The sequence below is a fragment of the Bradyrhizobium sp. BR13661 genome (assembly GCF_029892425.1).
In the GTDB taxonomy this organism is placed as follows: domain Bacteria; phylum Pseudomonadota; class Alphaproteobacteria; order Rhizobiales; family Xanthobacteraceae; genus Bradyrhizobium.
On the sequence record NZ_JARXWB010000014.1, the window covers coordinates 140,699 to 160,324 of the forward strand.

Here is a 19,626-nt window from a genome sequence, read left to right on the forward strand (position 1 = left end):
TCACGGACGCATGAACATGAAGTCCGTATCGGGATCGCAATTCTCGGCGATGAAGCGAAGCTCCGCCTGGATGTCGGCAACGGACCTCGTCTCCAGATACTTCGTGATCACGAGATTGAGCAAGGCGCGGCAGACGGCCTCGTGACCGAAACCTGAGGTCTCGGCCTCATCGATCGCCGCTGAAAAATGGCGCTGCGCAACATCGGATGCGTACATGGCGTCCCATCCCTTTTCTCTTGGGGTTGCGTGCCCCGGAATGGCCGCCTTCGCCTTGATCTCCGTCAAGCCGGCGTGCGGGGCTCAGGAACAAGGACGCTCGCGCCGTCTTGATTCCGTGAATAGATTGCTGCTGGAGCCCAGTCATGTCCGTCGTCCGCGACAATGCCGAGCCGCTCGCCATCGTGTTCGAGGATGACGGGCTCGTGCCGAACAACATCCTCCCCTTCCTGGTCTACCAGGGTGCGGTGAAGCTCGATCCGAAGCGCCCCGAAGAGACCATCGAGAACCTGTTCGAAACCAACGGATGGGGCGGCGCGTGGCGCAACGGCGTCTATGACTATCTGCACTACCACGCGACCGTGCATGAGGTGCTCGGCGTCGCGCGCGGCCATGCCCGCGTTCGCTTCGGCGGCGATCACGGCCAGGAGCTGGAGATCAAGGCCGGCGATGTCGCGATCCTTCCAGCGGGCACAGGGCATCAGTGCATCAACGCGAGCGACGACTTCTGCGTGATCGGCGCCTATCCGCCGGGCGCGAAGATGGAGATCACGCGGCCGACGCCTGAGAACCACGCCAAGGCGTTGAAGACGATTCCGAAGGTGGCGCTGCCGCCGGCCGATCCGGTGACGGGGAAACACGGGGCGTTGATGCGGTTGTGGCGGAGTTAGGCACCGCTCGCGCGACAGACACCGCCGTCGTCCCGGCGCAGGCCGGGACCCATACTCCTCAGACGAAGTTATGGCGCGAGATGGTCATGACCAATCTTCGCCAAATCGCGCTCGGTGGCTATGGGTCCCGGCCTTCGCCGGGACGACATTGTGGAGACATTGGACGAAGACCTACGCCTCGTTGGCGCCTTCCTGCCGCGTGGCCTCGAACAAGAACCAGGTCCTGCGCTCGGTCTCGTCGATGAAGTTTTCCAAAATGCTGGCGCTGGCGACGTCGCCGGCGTCGTCGCAGACCTCGTGCGCCTTACGCATTGCGCTCGCGACATGCTTGTTGTCCTGCATCAGCTCGCGCAACATCTCGCGCGGCGGGACGTAGTCCTCGTTGTTGTCCTTGATGGTCTGGAGCTTAGCGACCTGGCCGATCGACTTCAGCGTGGTGCCGCCGATCTTGCGGACGCGCTCGGCCAGCTGGTCCGTGGTGGCGAAGATCTGGTCTGACTGCTCGTCGAGCAGCAGATGATAGTCGCGGAAATGCCGGCCGCTGATGTGCCAGTGGAAATTCTTGGTCTTGAGGTACAGCGCGAAGGCGTCGGCCAGAAGCACGTTGAGTGCCTCGGAAACCTTGTTGACGGCCTGGGACGGCAGATCGGTGGGGGTGTCGAGATCGGGCGAGACCTTGCTGGGGGCTTTGCTCACGGGAAACCTTCCTGTTAGGACGCGGACATTGACGGCGCGCCGTCGCACCCCTAACGCAAGGCGGGCAGCGCGGTTCCCGTGCAGGGAACCGCTGGGCGGGATACCATGGACGATTGGATCGATTATTACGACTCGACGCACACGATCTATGTCAGCAAGTTGCATCGCGATTTGCACTTCCAGATCATTGCGCGGGACATCGTCGGCTACATCACCTCGCCTGAGGCGACCGTGCTGGACTATGCCTGCGGCGAGGCGCTGTCGGCGGGCCAGGTTGCGGCGGCCTGTGGCAAGCTGATCCTGGCCGAGCCGGCGCCGGGCGTGCGCGGCCGGCTGATTGCGCGCTTTGCGCCGAATACGAAAATCCGCGTCCGCTCGCTCGACGACGTCCGCAAGATGCAGGAGCAGTCGATCGACCTCGTCGTGATGAACTCTGTCGCGCAATACATGACGGCGGAGGAACTCGATGCCGCGCTGCTCAACGTCAGGCGAATCCTGAAACCTTCAGGCAAGCTCGTGCTCGGCGATATCCTTCAGCCTCATGTCGGCATGGGGCGAGACGTGGCCGCGCTGCTCTCCTTCGGCCTGCGTCACGGCTTCCTAAAGGATGCGCTGATCGGGCTCATCAGCACCGCGCTGTCAGATTACCGTCATCTGCGCTCGCGCATCGGATTGCAGCGTTACAGCGAGGACGAGATCACGGCCAAGCTGAAGGCAGCAGGCTTCGCAAGCCAGCGCGCCAACACCAATATCGGCCACAATCGCTGGCGCATGACCTTCATCGCCCGGCCACCTCTGGCGCGTTAAGCATAACCACCAGCTGAGGTGGCTTGTCGCACCTCGATCAGACATGATCGCCGCGGCCCGGTGGCGGAAGCGTCTACGCGAGAGCAGTGCATTGCTCTTCATCCTGGTTCAAATCCAGGCCGGGTCTCCAGCCTTCGCTGGCTCCGCCAGCTTCGGCTCGGCAAGCCCTGTCGTGGCGAAGGCTGCCGCGGCGAAGCCCGAAGGGCGAAGCCGGGCGTGGCGCGGACAGATTAATCCGTCTCGACCACATCGCACTCCGCAACAAGCTGAAGCCTCTCCGCGTCCTTGGCCGCGGACTTGAGCACGGCATCGAGCAAGCCCGGAAAGCGTGCCTCCAAATCCTCGCGGCGCAGCCGCATGAAGCGGTTCGTGCCCGCAACGCGCGTCTGCATCAGCCCGCAATCGCGCAGCTTTGCGAAGTGATAGGTGAGGTTCGACTTGCCGGCGAGCCCGTTGAAGTCACCGCAGCACAGCTCGCTGCTGACACGTTCCTGCTGGGCGAGCTGATAGACGATCGCGAGCCGGGTCGGATCGCTCAGACAATCCAGAACCAGGGGCAGCTCGATCTGTTCGCGGGTCGGGTGAGGAAGCGTGCGGCTCATGATGCGGGAATCATAGCGATGCGGCCGCAATGTTCAATAGTTCTTGAGCCAATTGACTCACAACTCCTCTTCTTCGATAGTTAAATAAACATTGAACATAAGGACGACTTGCAATGAGCGTGTTCTGGCTGGCCCTGGGGGCCTTTGCGATTGGTACCGAAGGCTTCGTTATTGCAGGGCTTTTGCCAGCGATCGCCGGCGACCTCTCGATTTCGGTCTCGGCCGCCGGCCAATTGGTCACCGCCTACGCCCTCACCTATGCCGTGGGCTCGCCGATCCTGGCGGTGGCGCTGAACAACATCGATCGTCGCACCGTAATGGCCCTGGCGCTGACCACTTTCATCGCCGGCAATCTCGCGGCGATGGTGGCGTCCAACTATGCCCTGCTGCTGGCCTCGCGCATGCTGATGGCGCTCGGCTCCGGCCTTTGCATGCCGACCGCTCTTGCCGTCTCGGTTGCCGTCGCCTCACCGGAACGGCGCGGTCGTGCGGTGGCGCTCGTCACCTCGGGCCTCACGGTCGCGACCGTCGTCGGGGTTCCCCTCGGCAATCTCGTCGGCAGCCTGTTCGGCTGGCGTGCGACCTTCGCCATGGTTGCCATCATCGGCGCGGTCGCGCTCGCGGGTCTCCTGCTCGGCCTGCCACGCGGTCTGCCGCGCAATACGGCCTCGCTCAGCGAACGGCTGGCGGTGGCGCGCCACGGCAATGTGGTGGTCGCGCTCGTCATCACGATCTTATGGGCGCTCGGCGGCTTCACCGTATTTACTTATTTCGCGGTTCCGCTGCGCGGTCTCGGCTTTGATGCCTCGCACATCAGCCTTGCCCTGCTGGTGTTTGGCGGCGCGGCCGCGATCGGAAACATGCTCGGCGGTGTCTTGGCTGATCGGCTTGGAACGATGGCCACCGCAGCCCTCGGCCTCGCCGGCATGGCGAGCGCGCTGATCATGCATTCGCTGGTGCTGAAACTGATGCCGGGACAGGCCCAGTACGCCGTACTGGGCGCGATCTTCCTCTGGGGCCTCTCGGGCTGGGCATTCTATCCGGCCCAGATCGCCAGCATCATCCGGATCGAGCCGCAAGCCTCGATGATCGCGCTCTCGCTCAATGCCTCAGCGATGTATCTCGGCTTCGCCATCGGGGGTGCCTTAGGGGGAGCCGTGCTGGCCACCCTTGCGCCAAACGACCTCGGCTGGATCGGCGGAGGAAGCGTTGCCGCCTCGCTTCTGGTGCACCTCGCCCGTGGCTGGCAGGCACGGCCGAAACCCGTCAAAATTGCCGGTTGATGGGCGTTTTTCGGGGTTTCGCCGCCCCGAAAACTGGTCTAAGACCCACCCGCGCGCGAGGGAGACCAACGCGCTCTCGGCCAAAGGGACGCGCAGCAAGCGCGCCCTTTTTTTGTGCCCAAATTCCACTTCGGCGAGAGTTGATGCCCAAACGTACAGACATCACCACCATCCTGATCATCGGCGCCGGCCCCATCGTGATCGGCCAGGCCTGCGAGTTCGACTATTCGGGCACGCAGGCGGTGAAGACGCTGAAGGAGGAGGGCTATCGCATCGTCCTCGTCAATTCCAATCCGGCCACGATCATGACCGATCCGGAACTGGCCGATGCGACCTATATCGAGCCGATCACGCCCGAAATTGTTGCGAAGATCATAGAAAAGGAACGTCACGTCGTTCCTGGCGGCTTCGCGCTGCTGCCGACCATGGGCGGCCAGACCGCGCTGAACTGCGCGCTGTCGCTGCGCCGGCAGGGCACGCTGGACAAGTTCGACGTCGAGATGATCGGCGCGACCGCCGACGCGATCGACAAGGCCGAGGATCGCCAGCTGTTCCGCGAGGCCATGACCAAGATCGGGCTCGAGACGCCGAGATCGCGTCTCGCCAACGCCTCCGAGCTGAAGAAGTCGTTCCGCGACAAATATCATGCCGAGCGCGAGAAGCTGTCGGGCGCTGCGCTCGAAGAGCTTGACCGGCAATGGACGCTCGGCGAGAGCGACCGCCGCAAGCGCTATCAGGAATACGCGTTCGGCCAGGCCATGATGGCTCTGTCCGAGATCGGCCTGCCCGCGATCATCCGCCCCTCCTTCACCATGGGCGGCACCGGCGGCGGCATCGCCTACAACAAGGAAGAGTTTCTCGACATCATCGAGCGCGGTCTTGATGCGTCCCCCACCAACGAGGTCCTGATCGAGGAATCCGTCCTCGGCTGGAAAGAGTTCGAGATGGAGGTGGTGCGCGACAAGAAGGACAATTGCATCATCGTCTGCTCGATCGAAAATTTCGATCCGATGGGCGTGCATACCGGCGACTCCATCACGGTCGCGCCGGCGCTGACGCTGACGGACAAGGAATACCAGATCATGCGCGACGCCTCGCTGGCGGTGCTGCGCGAGATCGGCGTCGAGACCGGCGGCTCCAACGTGCAGTTCGGCGTCAATCCCGAGGACGGCCGCATGGTCGTGATCGAGATGAATCCGCGCGTCTCGCGCTCGTCGGCGCTGGCCTCGAAGGCCACCGGCTTCCCGATCGCCAAGGTCGCCGCAAAACTCGCGATCGGCTACACGCTGGACGAGATCGCCAACGACATCACCGGTGGCGCGACGCCGGCCTCGTTCGAGCCGACGATCGATTACGTGGTGACCAAGATCCCGCGTTTCGCCTTCGAGAAATTCCCCGGCGCCTCCTCCACACTGACGACCTCGATGAAATCGGTCGGCGAGGTCATGGCGATCGGCCGCACCTTCCAGGAAAGCCTTCAGAAGGCGTTGCGTGGGCTCGAGACTGGCCTCACCGGCCTCGACGAGATCGAGATCGAGGGCCTGGGGCGCGACGACGACAAGAACGCGATCCGCGCCGCGCTCGGCACGCCGACGCCGAACCGCATTCTTCAGGTCGCGCAAGCCATGCGGCTCGGATGGTCGAACGAGGACATCTTCAACTCGTGCAAGATCGATCCGTGGTTTCTCGGCGAGATGCGCGGAATCGTCGACATGGAGGAGAAGGTCAGGAAGCACGGCCTGCCCGGCAATGCCTTCGGCATGCGCACGCTCAAGGCCATGGGTTTCTCGGACGCGCGGCTTGCGGTGCTCGCCCAGACGACCGAGGCCGAGATTACCGCCAAGCGCCACGCGCTCGACGTCCGTCCGGTCTACAAGCGCATCGATACATGCGCGGCCGAATTCGCCTCACCCACCGCCTACATGTACTCGACCTACGAGTCGCCGTTTGCAGGCAGCACCGCCGACGAGAGCACGCCCTCGGACAAGAAGAAGGTCATCATCCTCGGTGGCGGCCCGAACCGGATCGGCCAGGGCATCGAGTTCGACTATTGCTGCTGTCACGCCTGCTTCGCGCTGCATGACGCCGGCTACGAGTCCATCATGGTCAACTGCAACCCGGAAACGGTGTCGACCGACTACGACACCGCCGACCGGCTCTATTTCGAGCCGCTCACCGCCGAGGACGTGCTGGAGATCATCGCCAAGGAGCGCAGCAACGGCACGCTGCATGGCGTGATCGTGCAGTTCGGCGGCCAGACTCCGCTGAAGCTCGCGCGTGCGCTGGAAGCTGCCGAAGTGCCGATCCTCGGCACCTCGCCCGACGCCATCGACCTCGCCGAAGACCGCGACCGCTTCAAGCGCGTGCTCGACAAGCTTCGCTTGAAGCAGCCGAAGAACGGGATCGCCTATTCGGTCGAACAGGCCCGCCTCGTCTCCGCCGATCTCGGCCTGCCCCTGGTGGTGCGCCCGTCCTACGTGCTCGGCGGCCGCGCAATGCAGATCATCCGCGAGGAGAACCAGCTCAACGACTACCTGCTCGGCACGCTGCCGGAGCTGGTGCCGGCCGACGTCAAGGCGCGCTACCCGAACGACAAGACCGGGCAGATCAACACCGTGCTCGGCAAGAACCCGCTGCTGTTCGACCGCTATTTGTCCGACGCCACCGAGATCGACGTCGACTGCCTCAGCGACGGCAAGGACACCTTCATCGTCGGTATCATGGAGCATATCGAGGAAGCCGGCATCCATTCCGGCGACTCCGCCTGCTCGCTGCCGCCGCATTCGCTCGACGCCAGAATGATCGCCGAGCTGGAGCGGCAGACACGCGAGCTCGCGCTCGGCCTCGACGTCGTCGGCCTGATGAACGTGCAATACGCGATCAAGAACGGCGAGATTTACGTTCTTGAAGTCAATCCGCGCGCATCGCGCACGGTGCCGTTCGTCGCCAAGGTGGTCGGCACGCCGGTCGCAAAGATCGCCGCCCGCATCATGGCCGGCGAGAAGCTCGCCGACTTCAAGTTGAAGAAGGCGGACTTCAAGCATGTCGGCGTGAAGGAATCGGTGTTTCCGTTCGCGCGCTTCCCCGGTGTCGACACGGTGCTCGGGCCCGAGATGCGCTCGACTGGCGAGGTCATGGGCATCGATCGCTCCTTTGCGGTGGCCTTCGCCAAGAGCCAGCTCGGCGGCGGCACGCGCGTGCCGCGCAAGGGCACCGTGTTCGTCTCTGTGCGCGAGAGCGACAAGACGCGTATTGCGGAAGCCGTGCGCGAATTGCATTCGCTCGGCTTCAAGGTGCTGGCGACATCGGGGACGGCGCGTTTCCTGACCGACGAGGGCATCCCGACCGAGAAGGTGAACAAGGTGCTGGAGGGCCGGCCGCATATCGTCGACGCCATCACCAATGGCGACGTCCAGCTGGTCTTCAACACCACCGAAGGCCCGCAGGCGCTTGCCGACAGCCGATCGCTGCGGCGCGCGGCCCTCTTGCATAAAGTGCCGTATTACACCACTCTTTCCGGGGCCGTGGCGGCCGCGCAGGGCATCCGCGCCTATCTGGGCGGGGACCTTGAGGTTCGGACCCTGCAGAGCTACTTTTCGGAAACCTGATCGCGAGCGGATGGCCCAGCCTTCTGCTAAGTGATTGGCAATGAAGCCACAATGGCCGGAGGAACTGTCCGGGCATTGTGGTTGTTCTGTTCCGGCGCCAGACCCACATAACGCTCCGGCGGCGGCGTGTTCAGCCCCCGGACATACTGACGAATCAAGATTGCCGCGCGCTCTGTTTCCGTGGGGCGCGCGACCGAAAGACGAGAGAAGAGATGGAAAAGGTTCCGATGACAGCAGGCGGCTTTGCCGCGCTTGGGGAAGAATTGAAGAAGCGCCAGTCTGAGGACCGTCCGCGCATCATCGAGCATATCGCGGAGGCGCGCTCGCATGGCGACCTCTCCGAGAACGCGGAATACCATGCCGCGAAGGAAGAGCAGTCTCATAATGAAGGCCGCATTGCCGAGCTCGAGGACAAGCTCGCGCGCGCCGACATCATCGACATTTCCAAGCTCTCCGGCGACACCATCAAGTTCGGCGCCACGGTGACGCTGGTCGACGAAGACACCGAGAAGAAAGCGGTATGGCAGATCGTCGGCGAGGTCGAGGCGGACGCCAAGAAGGGCCGTATCTCCATCACCTCGCCGCTCGCGCGCGCGTTGATCGGCAAGAAGAAGGGTTCGACCGTCGAGGTCAACGCTCCCGGCGGCGCCAAGGCCTATGAGATCACCAAGGTGGAGTGGCGGTAGTCCACTCCGGAGAGAATTCCTCGAAAGCCGCGCCCTCTGCGCGGCTTTTTTGTTTCGCAATGTTTCCAGTGCGCGATTGTGAACCGCACTGTCCTCCGTCATGCTCGGCGCCGCTGTCAGAGCATGGGAGGATACGATGGACATCGATCGCTTCGCCGCGCAGGGCCAGCCTTATCTGCTCAGCCTCTTCCGCTTCGTCACCGGGCTAATGTTCTTTCACTACGGCGTGGCCAAGCTGTTCAAGTTTCCGCCGGTGGAGATGTTTTCCGACGTCACACCGTTGTCGCTGTGGGGTGTCGCCGGCATGCTCGAACTCATGCTCGGCGGCCTGTTGATGATCGGCCTCTTCACGCGTTTGGCGGCCTTCATCCTGTCCGGTGAGATGGCCTTCGCCTATTTCATCGAACACCTGCCGCACAGCTTCTTTCCCGTCGTCAACGACGGCGCGCTTGCGATCGTGCTGTGCTTTGCGTGCCTCTTCCTCGCGGCCGCCGGCGGTGGCCCTGTCAGCGTGGATGCGATGCGGCGGTGACTCGTCGTTTCTACCGCCGTCCCTTCACATCCAGCGGCACGGCGGCCTCGTACTTCGAATTGTGCAGCACCAATGACGTGCGCACGTTGCGCACGTGCGGTGCTGCGGTCAGGTGCGTCACAAAGTCCTGAAAGGTCGCCATGTCGGGGGCGACGCATTTGAGAATGAAATCCACTTCGCCGGACAGCATCCAGCACTCCCGGACCAGCGGTTCGGCACGGACGAACTCCTCGAAGGCACGCAGATCCGCTTCAGCCTGGCTGGAGAGGTGCACGGCGGCGAAGACCGTGACGTCGAAACCGAGCTTTCGCGCATCCAGCAGCCCACGGTAGCCATGGATGTAGCCCTCCTCCTCAAGCGCACGGACGCGGCGCAGGCAGGGCGGGGGCGAAATTCCGACCCGTTTGGCGAGCTCGACATTGGTGATTCGACCGTCGGCCTGGATTTCGGACAGAATCTTGAGGTCGATTTCGTCTAGGTTCCGCGACACGTGATTGGAACTCCTGGCCTTATCGGCGGTATCGGGTGGGTCTGTCGCAATCCTCATAGCCCAGTCCGTGCCAGATGAGTAATTTTATTGCGCGTGCAGCGCAATCGACTTTTGTTCCTTGTTGGAAAAATCCGCCGACAGGGAATGCAATTCTTGCATAGCTCACCAGAAGGCTTAGATTAGCTCTGATATTTCAGCGCCTCCGCGAGGCCTCCCGGCACTTTCCGCGCCCGCGCTGCAAATCCCCCGTGAAAGGCGTCCATCGAAATGTCCGCTCCTGTTCATGCAAAGGTCGTCATTATTGGCTCCGGGCCCGCAGGCTACACCGCGGCGATCTACGCCGCGCGCGCGATGCTCGAGCCGATCCTGATCCAGGGCATGCAGGCCGGCGGCCAGCTGACCATCACCACCGACGTCGAGAACTATCCGGGCTTCGCCGACGTGATCCAGGGCCCCTGGCTGATGGAACAGATGGAGAAGCAGGCAGTCCATGTCGGCACCAGGATCGTCTCCGACCTGGTGATCAAGCTCGACACCTCGCAGCGGCCGTTCCGCCTCACCTGCGATTCGGGCGACGTCTATCTCGCCGAAACCGTGATCCTCGCCACAGGCGCACAGGCGCGCTGGCTCGGGCTGCCGTCCGAGGTGAAATTCCAGGGCGGCGGCGTCTCGGCCTGCGCCACCTGCGACGGCTTCTTCTACCGCAACAAGGAGGTCGTGGTGGTCGGCGGCGGCAATACCGCGGTCGAGGAAGCGCTGTACCTTACGAACCACGCCTCGCAGGTCACCATCGTACATCGCCGCGACCACTTCCGCGCCGAGCGCATCCTGCAGGAGCGCCTGTTCAAGCACCCCAAGATCAAGGTGGTCTGGGATTCGGCCGTCGACGAGATCTGCGGCACCGAGAACCCGAACAAGGTCACCCATGTGCACCTGAGGAACGTCAAGACCGGCGCGCTGACGGATGTGAAGACCGACGGCGTCTTCGTCGCCATCGGCCACGCGCCGGCGACTGAGCTCGTGAAAGACGCGGTGAAGCTGAAACCGTCGGGCTATGTCGAGGTCGCCCCGAACTCGACCGCGACCTCCGTGCCCGGCCTGTTCGCCGCCGGCGACGTCGCTGACGAAACCTACCGCCAGGCCGTGACGGCCGCAGGCCTCGGCTGCATGGCAGCGCTCGAGGCCGAACGTTTCTTGGCCCTGCGCGCCAGCGAGCGCGCGGCAGCGGAATAACGATCATGCCTCGAACACGCGACGGATTTACGGATATGGACTGGGACAAGCTGAAGGTGTTTCACGCGGCGGCGGAAGCGGGCAGCTTCACGCATGCCGGCGAGCAGCTCGGCCTGTCGCAATCGGCGGTGTCACGCCAGGTCTCGGCGCTGGAGCAGGAGCTCTCGGTCTCGCTGTTCCACCGCCATGCCCGCGGCCTGATCCTCACCGAGCAGGGCGACCTCTTGTTCCGCACCGCGCATGACGTGTTCATGCAGTTGCAGGCGGCACGCGCGAAACTGACCGACAGCCGCGAACGGCCGAGCGGCGATCTCAAGATCACCACCACCCCCGGCGTCGGTATCAACTGGCTGATCCCGCGGCTCGGCGAATTCACCGCGCTCTATCCGGAGATCCGGATCTCGCTGATCGTCACCGACGAGGAACTGGACCTGTCGATGCGCGAGGCCGATGTTGCGATCCGCACCCGCAAGCCGACGCAGCCGGATCTCATCCAGCGCAAGCTTTTCGCGATGGGCTTCCACGCCTATTGCTCGCCGGAATACATCAAGCGCTTCGGCACGCCGCGCACGCTGGAGGAGCTCGATGCCCACCGCATCATCTCGCTCTCCGACGGCAACTTCGCGCCGCATTTGCAGAACCGCAACTGGCTGGTCGAAGCAGGTCGCAACGGCTCGGGTCCGCGCGAGGCGTATTTCAGAGTGAACAACATTCTCGGTCTCGTGCGCGCCTGTCAGCAGGGCCTCGGCATCGCAGCGCTGCCGGATTATCTCGTCGAAGAGAACAGCCGCCTCGTACAATTGTTCGGCGAGTCGGACTCGATCCAGCTCGACACGTATTTTGTCTATCCCGAAGAGCTGAAGACGGTCGCGCGCGTGCAGGTGTTCCGTGACTTCGTTGTGAGCAAGGCACAGCGCTGGCCGTCCTGATTTCCGCATGACTGACATGCGACCTCGACGGTTGCTGCATGACGCGGGTCAAGCCCATAATGTTTTCACGCTGAGCCTTCGCGTTGCGCATTTGTCCCCCTCCTCCAGTGGCGCGGGAGTTCAGTAATCCCTCTTGGAAGGTGATTGTGTCGGCCTCACGTGGCCAATACCTAAGCCGGGCCTTCGGGTCCGGCTTTTTTTCTGCCCAAAATGGCTTTCGCCCTCCGCGTGTATTGACAGTTTTGGGCATACCCCGCATCATTTGCAAATGATCACGAAGTCGTGCGCAATCATCTCGAAAAACGGCCCCCATCCGGGGACCTCGGATTTTTGCGCGCGCTAGACTGACTTCGTCATCGCTGCCAAATCCCGAAAACCCCGCCGCCTGGACGGGGTTTTTTCATGTGCCCTCCGTCTCAGGTTCATCTTGAGAAGGAGCAGGAACATGACTGATTTGCGAACCCACATGCATGGGCTGTGGCTGCCGCTGGTGACGCCGTTTCGCGACGGTCGTCTCGACGAAATGTCGCTGCGGCGGCTGACGCGGCACTACGCCGCGCAAAGCATCGACGGCTTCATTCTGGGAGCAACCTCCGGCGAAGGCATGACGCTGCGCGAGAGCGAGCTCGAACGCCTCGTCGCCATCGTGCGCGATGAAATGGCAGCCGGCCGCCGCACCATTCCGATCGGGCTCGGGCTGTCAGGCGCGGACACCTCACGGATGAAGGAGCGGCTGGACGAGACCGCGGACTGGCCGATCGACTTCTATCTGATCGCGAGCCCCTATTACGTCCGGCCGTCGCAGCGGGGGATATCAGCGCATTTCGAGGCGCTGGCCGATCACGCCGCCTGGCCTCTCGCGCTCTACAACATTCCCTATCGCTGCGCCGTCGGCATCACCAACCAGACCATGCTGCGGCTCGCAGAGCATCCCAATATCATCGGCCTGAAGGATTGCGGGGCAAGCCGCGAGCAGTCGACCGCGCTCTTGCGCGATCGGCCGAAGGGCTTCCGCGTGCTCACCGGCGAGGACGCGAATTATTTCGAGGCGCTCAGCGACGGCGCCGATGGCGGCATTTTGCTGTCAGCGCATCTCGAGACTGCGGCCTTCGCTGCCGTGTACAGCGAGCTGAAGCAAGGCAACCACGATGCGGCAGAGGCACGCTGGCAGGAGGTCTCGGAGCTGACGCGGCTGTTGTTCGCAGAGCCAAGCCCGGCGCCGGCGAAGTACTGGCTGTGGCGCACGGGCCTGATCGACAGCCCCGAAGTCCGCCTGCCGATGGTGGAGGTGAGCAGCGAGCTCGCAGCCGCGCTGGATCGCGAGATCGCGCGGCGGGTGAAAGTCGCTGCGTAGCGTCTTCCGTCGAGGGCCGTCTGTGGCGTTCGTCACAGCGGCTGGTCGACGCGGCGAAGATAATCCCCGCCATGAGAGAGAGCACCGCCTTGGTTAACCGGGCACGAACGGCCTTCGCAGCTGCCGCATGGCGCATCCACGCCTCGTTTACGCAATGGCGCCTATCGTTCGCTCGCGAATTTATCAAACAGGGGGAATGACCATGGGGCAACGCGTTCGCCCGACTGCGGCGGAAATGTTCGCGCCTGCCGATCTTTTGCAGGGAATCCTGGTGGTGTCGTCGTTCGGCTTCTGGGCCGTGATGCTCGGCCTGATGCCGGTGCTGCTGTTTCGGGTCTGGCTCGCGGGCTGACGAAGCCTGCGTGCATGGTTAATCGCGGGCTCGCGATTGCGTTTAAATGCGAGCGGGCCTGCGAGCCGGAATATTAAAACATCTCGCGTATCGTCTCCCCCATAAGCGAAGAAATCGCGGGGGCGATCTTGAACAATCAGAACGATATTGTGCCGTTTTACGGCGCCACGCAGGGCTTTGAAAACGCCGGACAGCAGGGCTTTTCCACCGAGGACATTCTCTGGGCCGTCGGCATCTGGTCGGTGATCCTGACGCTGTCGCCGGTGATCGTGTTCTACATGCTGATGGTGGCGTAACGTCCATCTCGTCATTCCGGAGCGACCGAAGGGCGAATCCGGAATCTCGAGATTCCGGGTTGCGCTGCGCGCCCCCGGAATGACAGCTGAGGGCATAAACGTAAAACGCGCGGGACACCGCGCGTTTGTCGTCAGGGGAATGATTGATGAAATTATGCCGCCTGCTTGTGCATTGCGCCTGTAGCCGACGCCGTGCCGCGAATGGCTTTCACTGAACGCTCGATCGCTGCCCACAGCCTTGCAATTTCCTGGGCCGCACGGCTCTCGGCCTGATACTCGCGCGCGCCTTCGCCGTGGCTGAGTGCCATCAACAAATCCGAACGATTGGTGATCTGACCGCCCCACACCGGAGCGCGGAACTTGGCCAGCGCCTCGCGGGCGATGGTGACGATCGGGCTTTCGGATTCGTCGCGACGCGCCGGTGCGCCGTTGAGCACGACCGCGTAGGGCTTGCGCGCCGCGCGGCACATCTGGATGGTTTCCTGCACCGCGTTGACGTCGAACACGCCGGGCCGTGCCGGGATGACCACCATCGTCGCGTTCTTGATGGCGTCGTCGACCACGGCCGACAGATTCGGCGGCGTGTCGATCAGCACCCACTCGTAGCCGTCGCGCTTGGCAGCAGAGACGATGCCGCTGACGGAATTCACGGCCGACTTGATCGGCGGTTCGTTGGTACCACGCAGCTTGTGCCACAACGTGAGCGAGCCTTGCGGATCCGCATCGACGAGCAGAATAGGCTTGGTCGCCTTGATCTGCGCGGCGAGATGTGCGGCCAGGGTACTCTTGCCCGAGCCGCCTTTACGCGATGCAAAAACAATAACGTTCATACCTCTGGCCTCCAGATTGACCCCAGGTAACGAAAATGAATCACCGCGCTGATTCGTGAAAGAAAAATTTATCGACAGTTGTGTTGTCGCCACGAAATAACAAGAGGTGTTGGCTTTTGAGTCACACTCCTTGCGCGACTGATGACATGAACTGTCATGAATCACTGTTCACGCGGGCAATCGGTCGTCTTTTCAAGCACTCACGCGGAAAAATTCGCGGCACAACTTCGCCGCGCAAATCCTTGTGGCGCTCTTTTCATCAGTCACATCGGCAATTGCTGCAACAAGGCGCGCAAGAGGCGCGAACAAAACGAGTCCGGTGGCTGTCGCGTGGCTGGTGGCCCCCTCGAGCCGAATGGACGCAAGGGACATGACAGGTATCAGAACGGGAACGCGGGAGGGCGAGCGAACCTAGCCGTCGTCGGTCTTCTTCTTCGGCTTTGTCTTCTTGGCCGTCGTCTTGGGCGTGGTCTTGGCTTTGGGCGCGATGCTGGTCGGTGCGCCGGCGCTGCGCTCCGGTCCGCGGCGGAAGAACACCGCGCATGGTGGCGACAGCTGCGCCTTCTTCTGGATCATGCAGGCGGTGATGGCATCGACGTTCGGAACGAACTCGCTGCACAGCCGCATCGCATCCGGCGTGCAGGCTTGCTGCTGATCGGGCGTGTAGGCCAATCCTATGCCCGGCTGGGCCAGAACGGCGAGCGCCAGCCCGAAGGTCGCGGCAGCCATGGATGTCCTGAAGCGCGATTCCGGCATCGATCCCCCCAAATGTCGAGTCGGCGGCGAGTGTGGGTGAACCGGCGTTGGTTGGCAACGAGGCTGGGGGCGAAAGGTCGGACGTGTGCGGTCTCGGCAACAGGGAGGACAGCCGCGGGGGATGACCGCGGAGGGTGGGATAACCCCTTTCCCAAGCCGCCAAAACAACCCCATGCACAGTAGCCAGGTCTTTGGCCCGCCTCGCGAATTTCCGGCGCCTTACGGATTTTACGAAATTCCCTTTGACTCGTCGGGCAAAACAGCGGCATGATGGCAGGATCGAGACGCGCGTGGGGTGGTCGGCCGAAATCCCCGTGAAGGGGGGAGGACCGCATGGCCACCGTGTTGATCGTCGCGCCGGTGTTTGCGTTGATCGCGGCCGGCTATGCGGCGGTGATGTTTCGCTTCGTCTCCGAGGGCGCACACAAGGGCATCTCCGAATTCGCCTTCAGCATCGCGATCCCCGCGCTGTTGTTTCGCACCATCGTCGTCTCGGAATTCCCCGACGTCAGCCCTTACAGGATGTGGGGCGCCTATTACGGCGCGCTGGCCATCACCTGGATCGCGGCGCTTCTGATCTCGGCGCTGATCCGCGAGCGGCGCGAGGACCGCGAGGACGGCGTCGTGTTCGCGATCGGCTCGGTCTACGGCAACATCGTCATGCTCGGGATTCCGCTGGTGATCTCCGCGCTCGGCGTCGAGGCGGCCGGCCCGATGTCGCTGATCCTGTCGGTGAACACGCCGCTGCTCTGGCTCTGCGGCATCCTGCAGATGGAGCTGGTCAGCCGCAAGCGCACGGGCTCGGTGCTGTCGGTGATCCGGCCGATCCTGACAGATCTGGCGAAGAATCCGCTGATGCTGGGCATCGGCTTCGGCGTGATCTGGCGCTTCACCGGCCTCGGCCTCAACCCCGTCGTCGACAAGACCATCGAACTGCTGGCGCAGGCGGGTTCGCCGGCGGCCCTGATCGCGCTCGGTATCACGCTGTTCCGGTTCGAGGTGAAGGGCGAGATGGGAAGCGTCGCCGCGATGAGCGCATTGAAACTGCTGGCGATGCCGGCCGTGGCCTTCGCGATGGCAAAGCTGCTGGGCCTGCCGCCCGTCGTGACCGGCGTCGTCGTGCTGTTCGCGGCGATGCCGACCGGCGCCAATGCCTACATCTTTGCGGTTCAATATCAGCGGATGGTGAACCCGGTCTCGGGCGCGGTGGCGCTGTGCACGCTGCTGGCGGCGGCGACGTTGCCGGTGGTGGTGATGGTGGTGGCGGGGGTGAGGTAACTCGGGCTACCGTGCAGCGATGTCCTGATGGCATGAGGTTGTATACGTCGCAGCACACCGCGCGCCACGCGATCGCCATTTTGATCTGGCTCAACTTAGCCTGGTCGAACTGGTGAGCTTGAGTGATCACCCCCGGTAAATACTCCGCTTGGTTCAGGACGCCCGTCGGCGAAGGCGCTGGCGTGGTTGAATTCAGCCCTGACGGGACACTCGCCGGCGGCGACGATACGTTTGCCTATGCGGGACACTGGACGCAGGAGGGCGAGCACTTCAAAGCCAGCCTTTCCGCCCGACGCGTGACGCCAGGGCCGCCCGGCGTCTTCGGACTGGATGAGATCGACATCGTCGTGTCAGGCCGCTCGATCGACGGCTCATCCACGTCCTGCACGGGCTTCGCAAAACAGGCGCCCGGCCTGAAGCTCGAAGTGGAGCTGGTGCGGATTGTTGGCGATGCCTGACTATGGCTTGCGGGGCGGAAGGTTAGTGCACGGTGACCGTGATCTCGTGCTTCCTGCGGAAGCGGTTCCGCCCCCATTTTGGGAAGGCCATCCTTCTTTTCGATTTGCCAGCTTTGTGGTCTTCTCACGCCCGAGCGGCGCTGACAGACCTTTGCACACAGTGTTCGCTTGATTGCCTCGTTCATCCTGATCAATTGGAGAACAGTCATGAAATATATGATCGATTATCGGATACGTCATGGAAATGGTCATGAGCAGAATTTTGCAACGGCGGACGGACTTCTCAGCGCGTTCGGCAAGTGGAAGCCGGAAGACGGACTAACGGTGCACGCATTTCTATCGAACCTGGTGGGCGACAAAGGCTACGTGCTTGTCGAGGCGAATGATCCAAAGGTGGTCCTGTCGTTCGTTTCGAAGTTCACCTTCTGGAACGATGTGGACGTTCATCCTGTGGTCGATGTCGGCGACGTGATCCCGGTGACTTCAGCCTCGCTTGCCTGGGCTCGAAGCGCATCAAGAGCCTGAAGACCGGACTCGATAGCGCCGTGGCCAGGGCCGACGTGACGGATCCATCTCGGGAGCAAAACGCGTCGGCCCCGATACGCGCCATTGCGCCGACGCAAAAGACATCAGACTTCCGCATCTGGCGCTGCTCTCGGCGGTGACGCCGCCGGTCCTGGCGCGCTGAGCCCATGTTTTGATTTTGCCTGTGCACGCAAAAGTAGCTATCTTGCGTTAACACACATCACGGGAGGCAGCCATGAATCGCGAGGACATGCTCGACGTCATCAAACGCGCTTACGCCGCGCGCGCTGCCGGTGACCTGGACGGCCTGGTGGCGACGTTTCATCCCGAGGGCACGTTCAACCTGATCGGCGACAGAAGCGCGCTGCATCTGACGGGAAGCTTTAAGGGGCACGCGCTGTTGCTGGAGGCTTTCGGTCAATTCACGGCCCATTTCGCCTTCGAGCAACGCGAGATCCTGACCGAGGTGGTCGAGGGCGATTATGCTGCGATCCGGTCCCGTCTTGTCATCCGGTACCGTCCGAACAAGAAAGTCTTCACCACCGAACTCCTGGACCTCTTCAAGTTTCAGGATGGCAAGATCATCGAGCTGATCGAGTACGCGGACACCGCGCTCATCAAGGCTGTCGTCGCCTGACGCATGTGAGAGCGGTCCCCTGCGGCTCATCCTTCGAGACGCCCGCCTCTGGCGGGCCCTCAGGATGACGTCGGAGTGTGTGGTAGCGGTTCTTGCCTCCCGGCTTTCGCCCATGAGAAAGTCCAGGCGCGATTCCTCCAGGGCATCACGATGGCGTCCGCTCCAAAAATGCTCCGCGTCGTCTTCGTGCAGTGCCGCGGCACGCCTTACGAGGTTGGCCGCGCGCAGGCCGATGCCTTTGCGGCGACGCTGAAGGGCAAGGCGTTTCTCCGTCGCAAAAATGTGCGGCTGCCGTGGTGGTTCGATATCAGGACCGAGGAGCGCGCGTTCAGGACCTATGCCCCTGACCTCTGGGAGGAGATCGGCGGGATCGCCGAAGGGCTGAACATCCCCATGGAGCGCGCGGTCGCGCATTTCGGCAATGACGGCTTGCGGATGCCGACGGGCGGCTGCTCGGCCGTGATGAGTGGCGGCGTCTATGGCCGCAACTATGATTTCTGGCCGCGCGGCTACGAGGCGCGCTTCGCGCTGATCCAGGTGCAGGGCAGCTACGCCAGCATCGGCGGCAGCCACCAAATGACGGGACGCCTGGACGGCATGAACGAGCATGGCCTCTCCATCGGCCTGCATCTGGTGCGGGCGCGGCCGCGATCGCCGGGCCTCACCAGCACATTGCTGATCAGGCGGGTGCTCGACAGCTGCGCGACGACTGCGGAGGCCATCGCCTTCCTGCGTCGCACGCCCCACGCCATGAGTTACAATTATTCGCTGCTCGATGCCGGCGGCGTCGCGGCGGTGGTCGAAGCCGGGGCCGGCGCGGTGGCGGTTCGCCTTGGCGACTGGCTCGCCTGCACCAATCATTTCCAGTCAACGCAACTGCGAGCCCTGAACCGCCGCGTCGCGCACTCGATCGACCGCCTGCCACCGCTCGAAGGCTGGGCCGCGCGCGCGCTCAGCGCCGAACAAACATTCAGCGCGCTGAATCTCTCGGCCTCGCCCGCCTTCCACAATTACGGCAACTGCCAGACGCTGCACACCATCGTCGCCGAGCCGGTCAAGCGACGGCTCTTGATCGGCATCGGCGGCGATGCCGCCGCGCTCGAGGAGGACATGCTGGATGTGGATTTCGGGCGGTGGGTGAGCGGGGAGGATTTGGCGATCGGGCAGCTTAGGGGACAGCTTGGTTTGGGGCGGCGGATGGCGCGGCGGACGAGGAGAAGGGTGAGCTAGCGGCGCGAGTTATACTCGTTTCGCGAAGTGAGTATAACTCGCTGCTTGTGTGGTCGACATCCGTCCTGCTTGATCCGAGTTTCGTGCACTATCACTATAAGATGGCCTTGATAGCCGATCCAAAAAGTGGATCAATGGCCTCGTGACCCTTGGGTCT

At 63.0% G+C, this 19,626-nt stretch carries 22 protein-coding genes and 1 tRNA gene; 17 read left to right on the forward strand and 6 right to left on the reverse strand.

Features of this window, described 5'->3' with window-relative positions:
* A complete protein-coding gene (locus tag M2427_RS23000; RefSeq protein WP_280708975.1) occupies positions 1-216 on the reverse strand; it encodes a hypothetical protein in 216 nt (71 codons plus the stop codon).
* Between the two features lie 146 nt (positions 217-362).
* On the opposite strand from M2427_RS23000, the gene M2427_RS23005 reads away from it, so the two are divergent.
* Entirely contained in the window at positions 363-887 is a 525-nt protein-coding gene (locus tag M2427_RS23005; protein ID WP_280708976.1) for a cupin domain-containing protein, read from the forward strand.
* 171 nt (positions 888-1,058) lie between these two features.
* Here M2427_RS23005 and M2427_RS23010 read toward each other — a convergent pair whose 3' ends face one another.
* Positions 1,059-1,583 (reverse strand): DNA starvation/stationary phase protection protein, encoded by a 525-nt coding sequence (locus M2427_RS23010; RefSeq protein WP_280708977.1) that lies wholly within the window; start codon positions 1,581-1,583, stop codon positions 1,059-1,061.
* 105 nt (positions 1,584-1,688) lie between these two features.
* Between M2427_RS23010 and M2427_RS23015 the strand changes: the two genes are divergently transcribed.
* The gene (locus M2427_RS23015; RefSeq protein ID WP_280708978.1) at positions 1,689-2,390 is read left to right on the forward strand and encodes a class I SAM-dependent methyltransferase; all 702 of its coding nucleotides are present in this window, start codon (positions 1,689-1,691) and stop codon (positions 2,388-2,390) included.
* A 54-nt stretch (positions 2,391-2,444) separates the two neighbouring features.
* Positions 2,445-2,520, forward strand: a tRNA-Ala gene (locus M2427_RS23020).
* A 100-nt stretch (positions 2,521-2,620) separates the two neighbouring features.
* Here the strand turns inward: M2427_RS23020 and M2427_RS23025 are convergent.
* Positions 2,621-2,992, reverse strand: coding sequence for a helix-turn-helix transcriptional regulator (locus M2427_RS23025; RefSeq protein ID WP_280708979.1), 372 nt, complete (start codon positions 2,990-2,992; stop codon positions 2,621-2,623).
* Positions 2,993-3,105: 113 nt separating this feature from the next.
* Here M2427_RS23025 and M2427_RS23030 point away from each other — a divergent pair, with 113 nt between their 5' ends.
* The 4 genes from M2427_RS23030 to M2427_RS23045 all read left to right on the forward strand — a co-directional run bounded on the left by M2427_RS23030 (position 3,106) and on the right by M2427_RS23045 (position 9,101).
* Entirely contained in the window at positions 3,106-4,275 is a 1,170-nt protein-coding gene (locus tag M2427_RS23030; protein ID WP_280708981.1) for an MFS transporter, read from the forward strand.
* A gap of 143 nt (positions 4,276-4,418) precedes the next feature.
* Entirely contained in the window at positions 4,419-7,883 is a 3,465-nt protein-coding gene (gene carB, locus M2427_RS23035; RefSeq protein WP_280708982.1) for a carbamoyl-phosphate synthase large subunit, read from the forward strand.
* Between the two features lie 212 nt (positions 7,884-8,095).
* Entirely contained in the window at positions 8,096-8,569 is a 474-nt protein-coding gene (gene greA / locus M2427_RS23040) for a transcription elongation factor GreA (RefSeq protein ID WP_027534300.1), read from the forward strand.
* A gap of 142 nt (positions 8,570-8,711) precedes the next feature.
* Positions 8,712-9,101 carry a DoxX family protein gene (locus M2427_RS23045; protein ID WP_280709077.1) on the forward strand — a complete coding sequence of 130 codons (390 nt, stop codon included), beginning with the start codon at positions 8,712-8,714 and terminating at the stop codon, positions 9,099-9,101.
* A gap of 10 nt (positions 9,102-9,111) precedes the next feature.
* On the opposite strand, the gene M2427_RS23050 is transcribed toward M2427_RS23045, so the two are convergent.
* Positions 9,112-9,591, reverse strand: coding sequence for an Lrp/AsnC family transcriptional regulator (locus tag M2427_RS23050; protein WP_057741909.1), 480 nt, complete (start codon positions 9,589-9,591; stop codon positions 9,112-9,114).
* A gap of 267 nt (positions 9,592-9,858) precedes the next feature.
* Here M2427_RS23050 and trxB point away from each other — a divergent pair, with 267 nt between their 5' ends.
* The 5 genes from trxB to M2427_RS23075 all read left to right on the forward strand — a co-directional run bounded on the left by trxB (position 9,859) and on the right by M2427_RS23075 (position 13,755).
* A complete protein-coding gene (gene trxB / locus M2427_RS23055; RefSeq protein ID WP_280708985.1) occupies positions 9,859-10,824 on the forward strand; it encodes a thioredoxin-disulfide reductase in 966 nt (321 codons plus the stop codon).
* Between the two features lie 5 nt (positions 10,825-10,829).
* Positions 10,830-11,753: a LysR family transcriptional regulator gene (locus tag M2427_RS23060; RefSeq protein WP_280708986.1), complete on the forward strand. Its 924-nt coding sequence runs from the start codon at positions 10,830-10,832 to the stop codon at positions 11,751-11,753.
* A 445-nt stretch (positions 11,754-12,198) separates the two neighbouring features.
* Complete coding sequence (locus M2427_RS23065; RefSeq protein ID WP_280708988.1) at positions 12,199-13,107, forward strand: 4-hydroxy-tetrahydrodipicolinate synthase; 909 nt, start codon at positions 12,199-12,201, stop codon at positions 13,105-13,107.
* Between the two features lie 202 nt (positions 13,108-13,309).
* Positions 13,310-13,459, forward strand: a complete 150-nt coding sequence (locus M2427_RS23070) for a hypothetical protein (protein ID WP_280708990.1) — start codon at positions 13,310-13,312, stop codon at positions 13,457-13,459.
* Between the two features lie 128 nt (positions 13,460-13,587).
* The gene (locus M2427_RS23075; RefSeq protein WP_280708991.1) at positions 13,588-13,755 is read left to right on the forward strand and encodes a hypothetical protein; all 168 of its coding nucleotides are present in this window, start codon (positions 13,588-13,590) and stop codon (positions 13,753-13,755) included.
* Positions 13,756-13,907: 152 nt separating this feature from the next.
* Here M2427_RS23075 and M2427_RS23080 read toward each other — a convergent pair whose 3' ends face one another.
* Together M2427_RS23080 and M2427_RS23085 are read right to left on the reverse strand one after the other, a co-directional pair.
* On the reverse strand, positions 13,908-14,585 hold the full coding sequence (locus M2427_RS23080; protein ID WP_280709078.1) for a ParA family protein: 678 nt from the start codon (positions 14,583-14,585) through the stop codon (positions 13,908-13,910).
* A 411-nt stretch (positions 14,586-14,996) separates the two neighbouring features.
* On the reverse strand, positions 14,997-15,341 hold the full coding sequence (locus M2427_RS23085; RefSeq protein ID WP_280708993.1) for a hypothetical protein: 345 nt from the start codon (positions 15,339-15,341) through the stop codon (positions 14,997-14,999).
* Between the two features lie 333 nt (positions 15,342-15,674).
* Between M2427_RS23085 and M2427_RS23090 the strand changes: the two genes are divergently transcribed.
* From M2427_RS23090 to M2427_RS23110, 5 genes are all read left to right on the forward strand, one after another.
* Positions 15,675-16,619, forward strand: a complete 945-nt coding sequence (locus tag M2427_RS23090) for an AEC family transporter (RefSeq protein WP_280708994.1) — start codon at positions 15,675-15,677, stop codon at positions 16,617-16,619.
* A 182-nt stretch (positions 16,620-16,801) separates the two neighbouring features.
* Positions 16,802-17,077: a hypothetical protein gene (locus tag M2427_RS23095; RefSeq protein WP_280708996.1), complete on the forward strand. Its 276-nt coding sequence runs from the start codon at positions 16,802-16,804 to the stop codon at positions 17,075-17,077.
* A 207-nt stretch (positions 17,078-17,284) separates the two neighbouring features.
* Positions 17,285-17,602, forward strand: a complete 318-nt coding sequence (locus tag M2427_RS23100) for a DUF3303 family protein (protein ID WP_280708997.1) — start codon at positions 17,285-17,287, stop codon at positions 17,600-17,602.
* A gap of 250 nt (positions 17,603-17,852) precedes the next feature.
* Entirely contained in the window at positions 17,853-18,239 is a 387-nt protein-coding gene (locus tag M2427_RS23105) for a nuclear transport factor 2 family protein (protein WP_280708998.1), read from the forward strand.
* Positions 18,240-18,389: 150 nt separating this feature from the next.
* The gene (locus M2427_RS23110) at positions 18,390-19,469 is read left to right on the forward strand and encodes a C45 family autoproteolytic acyltransferase/hydolase (protein WP_280709000.1); all 1,080 of its coding nucleotides are present in this window, start codon (positions 18,390-18,392) and stop codon (positions 19,467-19,469) included.
* Positions 19,470-19,626: the final 157 nt, after the last annotated feature.

Coding starts and splice junctions, on each gene's coding strand:
- M2427_RS23110 (WP_280709000.1), top strand. CDS start 18,390: ATGGCGTCCGCTCCAAAAATGCTCCGCGTCGTCTTCGTGCAGTGCCGC.
- M2427_RS23000 (WP_280708975.1), bottom strand. CDS start 216: ATGTACGCATCCGATGTTGCGCAGCGCCATTTTTCAGCGGCGATCGAT.
- M2427_RS23060 (WP_280708986.1), top strand. CDS start 10,830: ATGCCTCGAACACGCGACGGATTTACGGATATGGACTGGGACAAGCTG.
- M2427_RS23005 (WP_280708976.1), top strand. CDS start 363: ATGTCCGTCGTCCGCGACAATGCCGAGCCGCTCGCCATCGTGTTCGAG.
- M2427_RS23025 (WP_280708979.1), bottom strand. CDS start 2,992: ATGAGCCGCACGCTTCCTCACCCGACCCGCGAACAGATCGAGCTGCCC.
- M2427_RS23030 (WP_280708981.1), top strand. CDS start 3,106: ATGAGCGTGTTCTGGCTGGCCCTGGGGGCCTTTGCGATTGGTACCGAA.
- greA (WP_027534300.1), top strand. CDS start 8,096: ATGGAAAAGGTTCCGATGACAGCAGGCGGCTTTGCCGCGCTTGGGGAA.
- trxB (WP_280708985.1), top strand. CDS start 9,859: ATGTCCGCTCCTGTTCATGCAAAGGTCGTCATTATTGGCTCCGGGCCC.
- M2427_RS23080 (WP_280709078.1), bottom strand. CDS start 14,585: ATGAACGTTATTGTTTTTGCATCGCGTAAAGGCGGCTCGGGCAAGAGT.
- M2427_RS23065 (WP_280708988.1), top strand. CDS start 12,199: ATGACTGATTTGCGAACCCACATGCATGGGCTGTGGCTGCCGCTGGTG.
- M2427_RS23105 (WP_280708998.1), top strand. CDS start 17,853: ATGCTCGACGTCATCAAACGCGCTTACGCCGCGCGCGCTGCCGGTGAC.
- M2427_RS23090 (WP_280708994.1), top strand. CDS start 15,675: ATGGCCACCGTGTTGATCGTCGCGCCGGTGTTTGCGTTGATCGCGGCC.
- M2427_RS23015 (WP_280708978.1), top strand. CDS start 1,689: ATGGACGATTGGATCGATTATTACGACTCGACGCACACGATCTATGTC.
- M2427_RS23085 (WP_280708993.1), bottom strand. CDS start 15,341: ATGCCGGAATCGCGCTTCAGGACATCCATGGCTGCCGCGACCTTCGGG.
- M2427_RS23070 (WP_280708990.1), top strand. CDS start 13,310: ATGGGGCAACGCGTTCGCCCGACTGCGGCGGAAATGTTCGCGCCTGCC.
- M2427_RS23100 (WP_280708997.1), top strand. CDS start 17,285: ATGAAATATATGATCGATTATCGGATACGTCATGGAAATGGTCATGAG.
- carB (WP_280708982.1), top strand. CDS start 4,419: ATGCCCAAACGTACAGACATCACCACCATCCTGATCATCGGCGCCGGC.